The 14,253-nt window shown below is 59.7% G+C and carries 12 protein-coding genes and 1 tRNA gene; 1 reads left to right on the top strand and 12 read right to left on the bottom strand.

The genetic code is table 11. The annotated features are described in order from the left end of the window. Positions 1-54: 54 nt before the first annotated feature. The 12 genes from QDX22_RS00785 to argS form a co-directional block, all read right to left on the bottom strand. On the bottom strand, positions 55-270 hold the full coding sequence (locus QDX22_RS00785; RefSeq protein ID WP_110098665.1) for a F0F1 ATP synthase subunit C: 216 nt from the start codon (positions 268-270) through the stop codon (positions 55-57). A 184-nt stretch (positions 271-454) separates the two neighbouring features. Next, a complete protein-coding gene (atpB, locus tag QDX22_RS00780) occupies positions 455-1,267 on the bottom strand; it encodes a F0F1 ATP synthase subunit A (protein ID WP_110098664.1) in 813 nt (270 codons plus the stop codon). A 444-nt stretch (positions 1,268-1,711) separates the two neighbouring features. Further along, complete coding sequence (locus tag QDX22_RS00775) at positions 1,712-2,143, bottom strand: hypothetical protein (RefSeq protein WP_110098663.1); 432 nt, start codon at positions 2,141-2,143, stop codon at positions 1,712-1,714. Then, complete coding sequence (locus tag QDX22_RS00770) at positions 2,115-3,299, bottom strand: MraY family glycosyltransferase (RefSeq protein WP_110098662.1); 1,185 nt, start codon at positions 3,297-3,299, stop codon at positions 2,115-2,117. Before QDX22_RS00770 ends, QDX22_RS00775 begins: the two co-directional genes overlap by 29 nt. Positions 3,300-3,313: 14 nt before the next feature. Further along, on the bottom strand, positions 3,314-4,000 hold the full coding sequence (locus tag QDX22_RS00765) for an L-threonylcarbamoyladenylate synthase (RefSeq protein WP_110098661.1): 687 nt from the start codon (positions 3,998-4,000) through the stop codon (positions 3,314-3,316). Positions 4,001-4,015: 15 nt separating this feature from the next. Continuing rightward, a complete protein-coding gene (gene prmC, locus QDX22_RS00760; RefSeq protein WP_110098660.1) occupies positions 4,016-4,993 on the bottom strand; it encodes a peptide chain release factor N(5)-glutamine methyltransferase in 978 nt (325 codons plus the stop codon). A gap of 11 nt (positions 4,994-5,004) precedes the next feature. Continuing rightward, positions 5,005-6,087, bottom strand: coding sequence for a peptide chain release factor 1 (prfA, locus tag QDX22_RS00755; protein ID WP_110098659.1), 1,083 nt, complete (start codon positions 6,085-6,087; stop codon positions 5,005-5,007). Positions 6,088-6,213: 126 nt separating this feature from the next. Next, a complete protein-coding gene (gene rho, locus QDX22_RS00750; RefSeq protein ID WP_110100288.1) occupies positions 6,214-8,187 on the bottom strand; it encodes a transcription termination factor Rho in 1,974 nt (657 codons plus the stop codon). Positions 8,188-8,554: 367 nt separating this feature from the next. Next, positions 8,555-9,523: a homoserine kinase gene (thrB, locus tag QDX22_RS00745; protein WP_110098657.1), complete on the bottom strand. Its 969-nt coding sequence runs from the start codon at positions 9,521-9,523 to the stop codon at positions 8,555-8,557. A 4-nt stretch (positions 9,524-9,527) separates the two neighbouring features. Then, positions 9,528-10,859: a homoserine dehydrogenase gene (locus QDX22_RS00740; protein ID WP_110098656.1), complete on the bottom strand. Its 1,332-nt coding sequence runs from the start codon at positions 10,857-10,859 to the stop codon at positions 9,528-9,530. Between the two features lie 75 nt (positions 10,860-10,934). After that, the gene (gene lysA, locus QDX22_RS00735; RefSeq protein WP_110100287.1) at positions 10,935-12,359 is read right to left on the bottom strand and encodes a diaminopimelate decarboxylase; all 1,425 of its coding nucleotides are present in this window, start codon (positions 12,357-12,359) and stop codon (positions 10,935-10,937) included. A gap of 30 nt (positions 12,360-12,389) precedes the next feature. Then, positions 12,390-14,060 (bottom strand): arginine--tRNA ligase, encoded by a 1,671-nt coding sequence (argS, locus tag QDX22_RS00730; RefSeq protein WP_110100286.1) that lies wholly within the window; start codon positions 14,058-14,060, stop codon positions 12,390-12,392. Positions 14,061-14,154: 94 nt separating this feature from the next. Here argS and QDX22_RS00725 point away from each other — a divergent pair. After that, positions 14,155-14,230: transfer RNA gene (locus QDX22_RS00725), tRNA-Arg, on the top strand. Positions 14,231-14,253 lie beyond the last annotated feature (23 nt).

The raw sequence follows: 14,253 nt of genomic DNA, 5'->3' as shown, positions 1-14,253 counted from the left end.
CGTTCTTGACATTAGTGACCGGTTGACTCGCGACCGGTCGGGATGGTTTGACGGCTACGCGCCGATCACGAAGGCGAAGACCAGTGCCAGAATCGCAAGGGCTTCAGCCAGAGCGAAGCCCAGCAGCGCGATCGGCTGCAGGATACGCTGAGATTCGGGCTGGCGGGCAACGCCGTTGATGTAAGCGGCGAAGATCAGACCCACACCAATGGCGGAGCCGATAGCGGCCAGACCGTAGCCAATCATGTTCAATGAACCATGCAGTTCCATTGTGTTCCTTTCAAGATGCCTTTGTCGGCAGGTTGTGAGGGTTCCCGGCAGGCTCCGATGATTGACCGGTACCAGGAAGTTTTTGAAAGGTGTTTCTCTCACCTGATCGCCCGGATGGACGATAAACCTATGGGGTTATTTTCCTTTCGGCACGCCGTACACTGTGCATACGGTATACCGCAAGCTAGTGTTCGTTCGCGTCGATGGCACCTTGGACGTAAATCGCGGTCAGCAAGGTAAAGACGAATGCCTGCAAGACCATCATCAGCAATTCTAGGAAGTACAGAGCCACCGAACCGACGATGACCAGCACGCCGGTAGCCTGCAGGGCGAGGTTTCCAGTTTCGGTGATGAGATATTCAGCACCGGAACCGGCCAGCATCACAATCATGTGACCCGACAGCATCACGGCCATCAGACGTAGCGAGTGAGTCAGCGGACGGACAATGAAGTTGGAGATGATCTCCAGCGGGACCAGGGCCGGAAGAATCCAGCCGGGAACTCCGGCCGGGACGACAGCCAGCTTGAAGTATGGGAGGCCGTGGCGACGCACACCGGTCGCAATCCAGGTGACGTAGACGATCAACGCCAAGGCATAGGCAGCACCCGCGTGAGAGAAGCTGGGTAACTGCAGGAAGGGGATCGCTCCAAAGAGGTTATTGAAGAGAACAAAGAAGAAGATCGCAAAAAGGAACGGCACCCAGGACTTAAAGTGCTTCTCGCCAATAATGTCGCGCGCGATACCGTTGCGAACGAAGGAATAACCGGATTCGGCCAGGAACTGTGCCTTGCCCGGAACAATGGTGGGCTTGCGCATGGCCAGACCGAAGAAGGCCCAGATCAGCACAATCGAGAGGAGAATCATCAGCATCTGCTTGCCGAAGCCGGTCCCGTATTCGGCCATCCACGGAATAATTTCCGGGAGGTGCGTATCCTCAATCGTGGGAGGCACAAATTCACTTCCGACAGTGGAAGTAGCAAGCACGAGTGGAAGCACGCGAATCCTCTCCTCATAGATCACCACAAGCCAAGGTGTGATGAAGACGGTGTGGTGACGCTGACACAGTCATCGCAACGGCTACCCCGTTGCAGTCCGTAGAACAGCCTATCAAATGAGAGTGGGGTTACGGACACCTGGTCGGGGAATCAACCCAGATTTTTCCCGACTTAGCAACCCCCGCTCAACGGTTCGGCCTTGGTCATCACTTCCGGGACCACGGTCGAGTGTTCTACTTCTCCCCCATGGTCTCGCCCAAAAGGACTGGAGGCACCTCGGCGCCGGGCGGTGCTGACGTGGCATCACTCATGCGATGGCCCTCACCCACTGCATGTGGTTCATCTCATACCTGATGGTGCGCGGCAGGCAGGCCACCGAGCGCCATGATGTCAGCAGAAACCGGTGGGCCAGACCCAGTGAGCCGAGCTCGTCAAAGCTGGCGCGTCAGTCGTGGTAGATCTGCTCTCGGGTGCGCGTAAAGACCAGCACTTCGGTAATTTGCCAGACCAGGATGGCGCCCAGGGCCGTCAAGGCCGCGGGCGTGGCCACCAACCAATCGGGAGTCGGCACCACGCTGAGCAGGATCGCGCAGACAATGATCTTGACGACGAAGGCACCCATGGCCAGAGGAATGGCCAGATCGCGATGATTTTGCCACACCACCGCAATCACCACGACGCTCACGGCAGACAGCACCCAGACAATCAGCCCGGCCAGGATGGCCGACCACCACCCGTAGATGCCATCCAGACCGCCAAACAGCACCCCGGCTCCGAGGACAGCGAGCAACGTGACCCAGCTGGCATGAAAGAAGATTCCCCACCAACCGTGGCGATTGACCAAGCGGTTACGTCGACGGACGGTGGTCTGTTGCATCGTGGTGTTGCTCCCGTTGGTGTTGGGCTCGGTGGGCTTGTCGTATTTGATTCAACCGACGATAGTAGGCGCGGCGCAAGATCCAGGGCCGAAATGTCAACCACATCGTGACCGCCAGGGCCAGGCTAGTAATCAGCATAACGATCCAGGGCTCGAAAAAGGTCAGAGACACCGTGCCGTAGGCGACCACGAAGGTCCACAAATACAGCAACAGCACGGCTTGGCGATGGGTGTAACCACCATCGACCAGCTTGTGGTGGATATGGCCGCGGTCTGCGGAGAAAGGACTACTGCGTCGGGCGGTGCGACGTACCACGGCCATGAGCAGATCGAGCAACGGTAGCACCAGTACGGCCAGTGGCAACATGATAGGCATGTAGGCAGGTACGTTGCGGAACCGAAAGCCTTCCAGCGCTCCCACATCGGCGGTGACGGCCACCGCGGCGGCAGCCATCAGCAATCCGATGAGTTGGGCGCCGACCTCTCCCATGAAGATGCGGGCGGGATTGAAATTAAAGGGAAGGAACCCAACACAGGCACCTAACAAGACGGCCATCAACAAGGTGGCGAGGTTGGAATAGTCATAGGCGTTGATCGTGCGAGTCAGTACGTAGCTATAGATGAAAAAAACGGAGCCACCAATCAGCGCGACCCCGGCCGCCAAGCCGTCGAGACCATCGACGAAGTTGAAGGCGTTAACGGTCAGGACCACCGCGAAGACAGTGAGGGCGATTTGCAGGCCTTCGCTCTCGACGTGAATCCAGCCCACCGGCATGGCCTCAACTTTGATGCTGTTCAGTCCCAGGGACAGCCCGGCCAGGATTTGACCGAGCAGTTTCAGCGACCAGTGCAGGTCCCACAGGTCGTCAGCGACACCAAACATCACAATCACAAGAATCGCCAGTAACACACCGCGCACGGGGGCCGGATCGGCGAAGATGGCATCGAGGAAAGGGATAGTTCCAGCTACACCTAGCGTAATGATCACCGCCACAGCCATGGCGACACCGCCGAGTTTCGGAATGGGATCGCGGTGCATATCACGTTTCCGCGCGGGAGTGTACGCCCGGACTTTAATGCCGATCAGCCGGACGAGTGGGGTCAACACGAAGCTGAGCGCCGCCGTGACGAGAAGTAGCAGTAAATAGACCTTCATGGATTCTCAGCGCATTAGCCTTGCGTTGTATCGTCAGGGGCATCAGGTGCGCTCTCACCCACATCGAGGAGGTCCTCCACCACCTCACGCAACGTGTCAATGCTAATGGCGCCAGCCCGGATCAGGCGCAGGGGGCTCATGGTGCAGTCCACAATGGTCGAGGGCGCTTGGGTTTGGCGATCTCCCCCATCGAGGTAGACCGCAACGGATTCCCCGAGCGCTTCTTGGGCCATAATCGCTGAGGTGGCGGCGGGCTGGCCATGGCGATTAGCTGATGACACGGCCATCGGGCCGGTTTGTTCTAAAATATCGCGAGCTAGCTCGTCGTCCGGAACGCGCAGTCCCACGGTACCGTGGGTTTCGCCCAGATCCCAGGTTAGCGAGGGTTGAGCGTTCAGTATCAGGGTGAGTGCTCCGGGCCAGAAAGCATCGGCCAGCGCACGAGCCTGGTTCGGAATGTCATCAGCCAATGCATCCAATACGCGGGGATGTGCCATGAGCACCGGGGGCGGGGTGGCCCGCGATCGTCCCTTGGCAGCGAGCAGGACCGCGACCGCTTGAGCCGAGAATGCGTCAGCTCCAATGCCGTAGACGGTATCGGTCGGTAGCACGATGCATTGGCGGTCTCTGATGGCCTCCACCGCATCGGCAATGCCTGCTGAGCGTTGTGCCGGATCTTGGGCGTCGTATCGAGTACTCACGTTGCTATTCTCGCATTATTTCTGTCGCCCCCGGTCGCTGCACGGGTGAGTCTTGGAATCGACCCGGTGGGCTTTGAGGAATCGGGGGCGGTCGTTGTAGTCGGACAGGGTTGTTACCGTCTGCCACATCCCTTGCTCGGAGGCCAACTGCCGGAGGCGGTCTGCGTGTGATGCGTCGTGTTCCATCACCAACCAACCGCCGGGGGCCAGAAACTGAGCTGCTGTTGTGGCCACGGCCAGCGGAATGGCAGTGCCATCGGCGTTGCCCCCGTAGAGGGCGATCGGTGGATCGGCTGCGGCTTCGGGCTGGACGACCGCGTGGGCTTCGGGCACATATGGCGGGTTAGCTACCACCAGATCGACGTGGCCGATCCATTCGCGAAGCCCGGGGTGCGCGATGAGCAGGGCGTTGACATCCGTGGCATCAGCGCACACGGTGGTGATGTTCGTGGCGTGGGTGTTGGTCTGCAAATACCGAACAGCCACCGGGTCCTTTTCCACGGCGATCACCTGCAGCTTGTGCGTCGAATGCTCCCTGTGCTGCGGAGTCTGTTGGTTCCAGTGATGTTCCAGGGCCACCGCGATCGCGCCCGATCCGCTACACAAATCCAGCACGGTTAAATCCCCGTCGCGTGTGGTCAGCAGTTGCTGGGCCAGCTCCACCAGCGCCTCGGTTTCCGGACGCGGGATAAATACACCCGGCCCCACCCGCAGGCTGACTCCGTAAAAGCTCTGAGCCCCGGTGAGGTGTTGCAGGGGCACACGCTGGATCCTGCGATCGACCAAGCTCGTGAGTCGTTGGTACTGCTCGCCGGTGATCCGATCTCCCAGCAAGCTGGCCTTGGCTACGTCTGAGAGTTCAAGCCCTAAGACGTGCGCGAGCAACAAGCGTGCTTCGGCTACCGCTTGGTCGATACCAGCTTGAGCTAAGCACGCCTGTGTGTGGTGCAGGGTCTCACGCAACGTAAAGCCGTCATGCTGCTGGTCCGACATGTACCAGGATCCTAGCCTTCGTGCTCGCCCAGCGCTTCAAGTCGCTCGGCCTCATCCATATCGATGCAGGACTGCACGACGGGCCCCAGATCACCTTCGAGGACCTTGTCGAGGTTATTGGCTTTATAACCGGTCCGGTGATCGGCGATGCGGTTCTCGGGGAAGTTGTAGGTCCGAATCCGCTCCGAGCGGTCCATAGTTCGCACCTGGGAAGCCCGGGTCTCGGCTTCTGCCGCAGCCAGTTCTTCTTGCTGGTAGGCCAGCAGCCGGGAGCGCAACACGCGCATGGCAGCTTCACGGTTTTGGATTTGAGACTTCTCGTTTTGCATCGAGACCACGATGCCGGTGGGCAGGTGGGTGATACGTACGGCCGAATCTGTGGTATTCACAGACTGACCACCCGGACCGGAGGAACGATACACATCGATCTTCAGATCGTTCTGGTTGATCTCAATCTCTTCGGGCTCATCAACCTCGGGGAACACCAGCACACCGGCAGCGGAGGTGTGAATCCGGCCCTGGGATTCGGTGACCGGCACACGTTGCACACGGTGGACTCCGCCTTCAAACTTCAGGTGTGCAAAGACGCCTTCGGCTGGATCGTTGGAGTTACCGCGTACCCCCAGGTGAACGTCTTTATACCCGCCGAGATCCGATTCGGTCGCGGAGATGATCTCGGTTTTCCACCCCTTATGTTCGGCGTACTTGATGTACATACGGGTCAGGTCAGCCGCAAACAGTGCGGCTTCTTCACCGCCTTCACCGCCTTTAATCTCCAAAATCACGTCACGGGCGTCATCGGGGTCACGCGGGATCAGCAGTCGGCGCAGACGTTCGGCCGCGGTATCGACCTGCTCTTGTAAGATCGGGACCTCAGCGGCAAAGTCTTCGTCCTCCGCTGCCAGTTCTTGAGCATCGCAGAGATCGTCTTGCAACGTCGACCAGGTGCGATAAGCGCCCACAATTCCGTTAAGTTCGGCATATCGCCGGCCCAGCTTCCGGGATTTCCCAGGGTCGGAGTGCACATCCGGGTCTGCCAGGGCCTCGGTGACCTCTTGGTGTTCTTCCAGCAGGTGCTGCACGGATTCAAACATGATGAACTTTCTGTTGAACAGATGACTGTGGACGGGCAGGGACACACTCAAGCCACCGCCGACAGCACACAACCGAAAAGGTCAGTCGGTTCACTGCGCTGTGCGGGCGGTGGCTTGAAAAAATCGCTAAGAGTCGGACTTGCCGCCCAGAGTAGTCTTAGAGACCAACATGAGGAACTCTGCGTTGGACCCTGTTTCTTTGATCTTATTGGTGAGCAACTCGAGCGCCTGCTGGGTTTCCAAACCAGACAGCACGCGGCGTAGCTTCCACATAATCTTGATCTCTTCCGGCGAGAGGAGGTTCTCTTCGCGGCGAGTACCCGAAGCACTGACATCCACAGCCGGGAAGATCCGGCGCTCAGACAGCTCGCGCGAGAGACGCAGTTCCATATTGCCGGTGCCCTTGAATTCTTCGAAGATCACTTCGTCCATCCGCGAGCCGGTTTCTACCAGGGCAGTGGCCAAAATGGTCAGCGAACCACCGTTTTCAATATTGCGGGCAGCCCCGAAGAACTTCTTCGGCGGGTAAAGCGCAGCTGAGTCCACACCACCGGACAGGATGCGTCCGGATGCCGGGGTGGCCAGGTTGTAGGCGCGACCCAGACGAGTCATCGAGTCCAACAGCACCACCACGTCTTTGCCCAGCTCCACCATGCGCTTGGCCCGTTCGATCGCTAATTCAGCGACGGTGGTGTGGTCGTCGGCAGGACGATCGAAGGTCGAGGCGATGACTTCGCCATCAATCGAGCGTTCCATGTCGGTAACTTCTTCGGGACGTTCATCCACCAGCACCATCATCAGCTTCACATCGGGATTGTTTTCCTTAATGGCGTTGGCAATCGATTGCAGCATCACAGTCTTGCCGGCCTTGGGCGGAGACACAATCAAACCGCGCTGGCCCTTACCGATCGGAGCTACCAGGTCTACGATACGCGGGCCGATCTTCTTCGGATCGGTCTCCAGCCGCAACCGCTCGTTCGGGTACAGCGGAACGAGCTTGTTGAACTCAACGCGCTCCGGGTTCTCCACGGCGGGCTGACCATTCACGTAGTCGATCCTGACCAGTGCATTGAACTTCTGACGGTTCTTGTGCTTACCCCGTCCGCCACGACCACCGCCGTGGTGCTGCTGGTCGTTATCCTGGCCGGGCTGGCGAATCGCACCGCGTACAGCGTCACCTTTGCGCAAGCCGTATTTCTTCACAAACGACAGCGAGACATAGATGTCCTTCGGGCCCGGCAAATATCCCGAGGTCCTGACGAAGGCGTAGTTGTCGAGAACGTCCAAGATACCGGCAATGGGAAGCAAGACCTCATCGTCACGCACGTCTTGCTGCTCATCGCGGTTTTGCTGGCGACGATCATTGTTGTTCTTGCGCTTATTGCGGTTATTGCGGTCCCGGTTCCGAGAACGACGTTGGCGATTGTTCTGAGAATCATCACCGTTGTTGTCATCCTGGTCCGAGCTCTGGTCCCGGTCCTCACGCTGGTGACGCTGGCCCTTCTTCCGGTCCCGGTCTTCGCCGTCGTCCTCGGAGGAATCGCGGTCGTCGCCGTCTTTGCGGTCCTGACGCTTCTCGTCGTCATCGCGATTGTTCCCGCGACGGTGTGTGCGCTCGCGCCGGCCTGACTGGTCAGACTCGTCGGACTGCTCCGACGCATCGGACTGATCTGTCGAGGGCTCCTCGGAAGAGGTGTCACCGTGGGTAGGGTCACCCGCTGTTGCGTTAGCGCGCCGGGACCGTGAGCGTCTCGGCCGGCGTTGTGAGTCTTTGTTCTCCGCGTGCTCCGAGTCCTCATGCTGTGCGGGCCCCTCGGCGCCCTCGGACGAGCCCTTCTCCGGTGATTCCTGCGTCTGGTCGCCGGACTGTTCGGTCTGGTCGTCCTTGGAACGTGGCTGAGTGCTCGGAGCAGCCACTCCCCCACGTTGGTGCTCAGAGATCGCTTCGACCAGAGCGGCCTTGCGCATCCGGGAGCCGCCCGTGATGCCTAATTGGGAAGCGAGAGCCTGGAGTTGGGCCAATTTCAGAGAAGCTAAACCGTTAGCGTTCCCAGCAGTGTTGGAGTCTTGCTGGGATTGGGTATCGATGGTTTCGGTCACGAAGGTAATCCTTCTCCCTCGTCAGGCGGGAACTGTGTGTTCGTCCGCATCTTTTTTGCGTTGGTCTATGAGCCTTTAGCGCCTCAATATGCTCGGTGCCCAGACATCTTCAATTCTGGATTACACCGACAGCCAGGACTCTTGTCTAGCGACCGCGTCGTAGCCATTCTGTGCACGTGCTCCGCACGCAGGACAGTCGCCACGGCGAATGCCATCGCAGTGGTATTGCACAGTGACCATGACATGACTCGTTCGGCCGTTTTCATGCACTGAACAAAGAGCCCTCGGTTGAGGAGAAATCCGCGAACCGTATTGTGTCATGGGCTACGCAATCCGTCGACACAGACTGTCGTGTCACGGCAACCCATCACGGGCGGACTATCTCCAGTTTAGCACCTTCGAGATTTACTGCCAGAATGTGGAGATCCCAGTGTCGACGCTGGGGCGCTACCGTCTCTTCCAGCGCCGCGTAAGCTCGTCGGGCTTCCTCCGGGCAGGCAGTCAACACCATCACGGTCGGACCGGCACCAGATACGACCGCAGCGAAGCCGTGGGCGCGCATCACACGGACCACGTTAAGGGTATGTGGCATTGCCGCGAATCGATATTCCTGGTGCAGGTAATCGCGTGTGGCGACATAGAGCAGACTGGGGTCGGTCGTGATCGCTGGAGCTAACAGCGCGGCGCTGGCAGCATTTGCAGCCGCTTCAGCGTGAGGCACGGCCTCAGGAAGAAGTTCGCGAGCCGTGGCAGTGGCCACCGGTTTGTCCGGAATGGCCACCACGGGAGTCAATTCTGGGGCCGGTTCGAACCGAGCAGTATGGAACTGGGCATGGGTTGACCAGGACAGGGTCAGCCCACCAAACAGGGCCGGAGCCACGTTGTCAGGGTGGCCTTCTAGCTCCGCGGCCCACTGCAACAGCTCGTCGTGGGTACGCTGGGCGTGTCGGGGCAGAAGCCCCTGCGCCCCGAGAACAGCCGCCACGTGAGCGGCTGCTGACGAGCCGAGCCCACGAGAATGCGGGATGCGATTGATCGCCCGGACCTTCAACCCGGGTACTGTCCAGCCGATCGAGGCCAGCAACTCACGGATGGTAGAGATTATCAAGTGCCGGGAATCGGTGGGCAAGTAGTCCTGGCCATAGCCGGTGATCTCCACGCAGTACCCGGCCTCAGTCGAGATGATCTCAACTTCGTCGAACAGTTGTACCGCCAGACCGGCGGCATCGAAACCGGGGCCGAGATTCGCCGAGGTGGCAGGGACCGAAACCCTAACGGTGATACCGGCCGGTACCCGGTCCGGGGGGCGTTGCGTAGCAGGAGTTGCGCTACCCATGGGACTAGTCACCTTCCACCCGCATCGTGGCCAAGACAGCGTCAACAACGTCGAGTTCTTCAACGGCACTGACCGTCTGCGACAGATCGGATTCCCGGGCCTGGTGAGTGATGAACCGCAGTAAGGCACGCTGTTTGCCCACGGCGGCAGCCTCCTCATCTGGGGACTGGTTCATGGATTTAATGGACAACCCACGCTCGGCAAAGACGCCAGCGACTTGAGACAGCACACCGGGAACATCCGCGGTCCGCAGTACCACCATGTAGCGGGTGATGGAATCGCCCACGCCGAGTGCTTTCAGACGCCCCGTGGTGGTGTGTGGTCGGCCGGGTCCACCGCGCAGAATGCGACGGGCAATAGAGACCGTATCGCCCATCACGGCCGAGGCAGTGGGGGCTCCCCCGGCACCGGGTCCGTAGAACATCAGCTCGCCAGCGTTCTCTGCTTCCACGAATACTGCGTTGTAGGCCCCGCGCACCGTGGCCAGCGGGTGCACACGTGGCAGCAAGGTGGGGTGAACCCGCAAGACCACACCGGGTTCTTGGTCATCGGCGGTCTGCACCAGTTCGATAATCGCCAACATCTTGATCACATAACCGGCTTCCGCGGCCATCTGGTGATCGCGGTCAGTAATGTTGGTCATTCCCTGGCAGTAGACCTGTTCCAGGGTGAACGGGGTACTAAAAGCCAGGTGAGCCAGGACCGCGGCTTTAGCTGCGGCGTCGGCGCCACCCACGTCTGCGGTGGGGTCTGCTTCGGCATAACCGAGCCGTTGCGCCTCGGCCAAGGCGTCGTAGAAGTTCGCACCGGTACTATCCATCTGGTCCATGATGTAGTTCGTGGTGCCGTTGACGATTCCCATGATGCGGGTGATACGGTCGCCAGATAACGAGTCACGCACCGGACGCAAAATGGGGATGGCCCCAGCCACTGAGGCTTCAAAAGACAGCTGTACTCCGGCATCGGCGGCTGCTTGATAGAGCTCGTGCCCGTGGGTAGCCAATAATGCTTTGTTACCGGTGACTACCGAGGCACCGGAGTCGAATGCCGTGAGGATAAGGTCGCGAGCCGGGGCGATGCCACCCATGAGTTCAATGACGATGTCGGCATCACGTACCAGGGACTTGGCATCGGTGGTGTAGCACTCGGCTGGTAGCTGGTAGTCGCGTTCGGCTTCGGGGTTGCGCACCGCCACGCCGGTCAACCGTAGCGACACACCTACCCGTTCGGTCATCAGCTCAGAGTCTTCTACCAAAATGCGGGCTACCTGTGACCCGACGGTGCCGCCACCTAACAAAGCGACTTTGAGTTCTTGTACAGCGGGCTTGCCGGTCATATTCCTCCGAGCTCGTTCGTAGTTGTCGACAATTTGTGTTGTCTTGGGCTGGGACCCAAGACAACGTCATGGGGCTTAGACTTCGCGGGCGAAGAGGTCCTGGTCAGTTTCTCGACGAATAATCAGACGGGCCGATCCTCCGGAGATGGCCACCACCGCAGGGCGCAGTAATGCGTTGTAGTTGGAACTCATCACGTGACAGTACGCGCCGGTAGCCGGCACGAGTACCAGGTCCTGATCGTCGAGGTCCTCAGGCTGGTAGGTGTCTCGCACTACAATATCGCCCGATTCGCAGTGTTTGCCAACTATTCGGGTCAGTACCGGATCGGCCTGGGAGACCCGGGAGGCCAGGGTGGCCGAGTAGTCGGCGTCATACAGCACCGGACGCGGGTTATCGGACATGCCGCCGTCAACAGCGACGTAACGACGTGGCACGGGCTGGTCGGCCCCGGTGGGGTCATCAACCCACACGGTTTTGGTGGTACCCACCCGGTAGAGGGTGGAGCCGGCCGGGCCGGAGATCGCACGACCGGGTTCGATCGAGATCCGAGGACAGTCAATGGTGAGTGACTGGAGCGTAGCGCGGATCCCTTCAGCCAGTGAGTCGGCGATATCTTCAGGGGCTCGGGGACGATCAGCTTCGGTGTAGGCAATGCCGTAGCCACCTCCGAGGTCCAGCTCGGCGGTGGTGATCCCGTGCTGGGTTTGCAGGGCTGCAATAAAGTTCAGCATCCTGTCGGCAGCGGCGGTAAAACCATCGGCTTCAAAAATTTGTGATCCGATGTGTGAGTGCAACCCCAAGTACCTCAAGTGGGGATGTTCCGCCACGGCCAGCACCGCTTGTTCGGCCACGGAGCGTTTTTCTCCCGGAGCCGGAATCATACTCAGACCAAATTTTTGGTCCTCGTGAGCGGTGGCGATATAGCTGTGGGTTGAGGCATGAACCCCGGTGGTCAAACGCAACATGACCGGTGCGCTCACACCGGCTGATTCGGCGAGCGCGGCCAAGCGGCGTATCTCGGATAAGGAATCCACCACGATCCGCCCCACCCCGGTTTGCAAGGCCCGGGTGAGTTCCTGATCGGATTTGTTATTGCCGTGCAGGCCGATCTTGGCCGGATCAAACCCGGCCCGTAGCGCGATCGCAAGCTCACCGCCAGAGGCCACATCCATGTTTAAACCTTCCTCGGCCACCCAGCGGGCGACCTGGACGGTGAGCAAAGACTTGGAGGCGTAGTAGACAGCTACCCCGCCACACAAGGAGTCGAAGGCGTGATTAAATCCTTCAACGAAACCTCGGGCCCTAGCGCGAAAATCATCCTCATCAACCACCAACAACGGAGTACCGTACGTGGCGGCCAGCTCGGAGACCGGCACGGTGCCGATGGTGACCTCCCCGGAAACCTGACGGGTGGTACCGTTCGAATACATCACGGGATTGAGATACGACGTGTCGCTGGGGTAACTCAACCAAGACGGTGCCAACGGTGATTCAGTCATCGGGGTTCTCTTTCGCGCGGTGATCGGTGGTTACATTTTCTCTGGAGCCGACACGCCCAGCAGGTCCAGGCCGTTGGCCAAGACCTGACTGGTGGCATCATTGAGCCACAACCGGGCAATATTGACCAGTTGTGCTGCCGGGACGGACCCGTCTTCATCTGGGGCCGGCACGATCCGGCACGCCCCATACCAGGAGTGATAGGCACCGGCAAGATTCTCCAGGTACCGTGCCACCCGGTGAGGCTGGCGTAACGCCGCGGCGTGTCCAACGACCGCGGGGAACTCACCGAGCTGAGCCAACAGTGCGGTTTCGGTCGGGTCGGTCAGGGTACCGGCATCAAAGGGTAGCGCATCACGAGTGATGCCGTGAGCTTCAGCGGTCCGGGCCGCCGAACGAGACCGGGCGTGTGCGTATTGGACGTAGAAGACCGGGTTGTCGTTGGTGCGCGAACGCAACAGGTCTGGATCAATAGTGATCGGCGAATCGGCTGGATACCGTGCCAGGTCGTAGCGCAATGCATCACGTCCCAGCCACTCCACCAGGTCCTTGAGTTCGATGATGTTGCCGGCGCGTTTGGACAGCTTCGCCCCGTTGACCGAGATCAGCTGGCCAATCAAGATTTCAATATGGTGCCGTGGGTTGTCTCCAGCGCAAGCGGCAATGGCCTTCAGTCGCGAGACATAACCGTGGTGGTCGGCCCCGAGCAAATAGATTTTCTGTTCGAATCCGCGCTCTTTCTTCGACAGATAATAGGCGGCATCGGCTGCAAAGTAGGTGGGCTCTCCATTGGCGCGAATCAGCACGCGGTCTTTATCGTCGCCGAAGTCGGTGGTGCGTAACCAGACCGCGCCCTGGTGGTCATCAACTTCGTTCTGATCCCGCAGGTGCTGGACTGCCGAGTCGATGGCGCCAGCATCGTGCAGGGACTGTTCGGAGAACCAGACGTCGAAGTGGACCCCGAAGGACTCTAGGGTGTCTTGAATGTCCTGTAACTGCAACCGATAGGCCCGGCGACGTAGCTCCGGTAACACCTCGTCGTGGTCTTGTTCTGCCAACTCGGGTGCCTCGGCCACAATGTGGCGGGCAATGTCGGTGACATATGCACCGGGGTAACCACCGTCAGGCACCGGCTGGTCGTGGATCCGGGCATAGACCGAGTCCGCGAACGTATTCATCTGGTTACCGGCGTCGTTGATGTAATACTCGTTGGTCACCTCAGCGCCGCTGGCCCGCAACAGTCGCGAGATGGCATCCCCTAACGCCGCCCAGCGGGTGTGACCGATATGCAACGGACCGGTGGGGTTAGCCGAGACAAACTCGAGGTTAATGACCTGGCCTGCCAAGGAGTCGTTACGACCAAACTCAGCACCGGCTTGGACAATACTGTGCGCCAGCTGTCCGGCCGCGGCTGCCTCCACCACAATGTTCAGAAACCCAGGACCGGCGACCTCTACAGCGGAAATTCCCGACTCCTCCTGCAAGCGTGTGCGCAGGATTTCGGCCAGCTCCCGGGGAGCCATCCCGGCCTTTTTTCCTAATTGCATCGCCAGGTTCGATGCCCAGTCTCCGTGTTCACGGTGACGGGGGCGCTCAACTTTCACCGGCTGCGGAATCAGCTGCGGATCAAGATCGATCTCACCGGCCGCAATGGCTTGGTGCAATACGGACGAAAGGGTTGCTGAGAGTTCTTCTGGGGTCACCCCTCATAGTGTAGTGGTTTCGAGATCTGAGTCAGAATAGGGTACAGTATTCACGTCCGATGATCACTGGCGATGGCCCCTATCATCTGGCCCCGCCTCCGTAGCTCAGGGGATAGAGCGTCTGCCTCCGGAGCAGAAGGTCGTAGGTTCGAATCCTATCGGGGGTACCACCGCCTACATCCCGATATCTGGA

The sequence above is a fragment of the Auritidibacter ignavus genome (assembly GCF_029853775.1).
GTDB lineage: Bacteria > Actinomycetota > Actinomycetes > Actinomycetales > Micrococcaceae > Auritidibacter > Auritidibacter ignavus.
Note: the sequence above shows the minus strand (reverse complement) of the source record. Positions and strands in the feature narration are given on the sequence as shown.

What these genes read in the sequence shown, in the direction of transcription:
- QDX22_RS00785 (WP_110098665.1), bottom strand. Translation starts at nt 270, where the DNA reads ATGGAACTGCATGGTTCATTGAACATGATTGGCTACGGTCTGGCCGCT.
- QDX22_RS00775 (WP_110098663.1), bottom strand. Translation starts at nt 2,143, where the DNA reads ATGCAACAGACCACCGTCCGTCGACGTAACCGCTTGGTCAATCGCCAC.
- QDX22_RS00770 (WP_110098662.1), bottom strand. Translation starts at nt 3,299, where the DNA reads ATGAAGGTCTATTTACTGCTACTTCTCGTCACGGCGGCGCTCAGCTTC.
- prmC (WP_110098660.1), bottom strand. Translation starts at nt 4,993, where the DNA reads ATGTCGGACCAGCAGCATGACGGCTTTACGTTGCGTGAGACCCTGCAC.
- prfA (WP_110098659.1), bottom strand. Translation starts at nt 6,087, where the DNA reads ATGTTTGAATCCGTGCAGCACCTGCTGGAAGAACACCAAGAGGTCACC.
- thrB (WP_110098657.1), bottom strand. Translation starts at nt 9,523, where the DNA reads ATGGGTAGCGCAACTCCTGCTACGCAACGCCCCCCGGACCGGGTACCG.
- QDX22_RS00740 (WP_110098656.1), bottom strand. Translation starts at nt 10,859, where the DNA reads ATGACCGGCAAGCCCGCTGTACAAGAACTCAAAGTCGCTTTGTTAGGT.
- lysA (WP_110100287.1), bottom strand. Translation starts at nt 12,359, where the DNA reads ATGACTGAATCACCGTTGGCACCGTCTTGGTTGAGTTACCCCAGCGAC.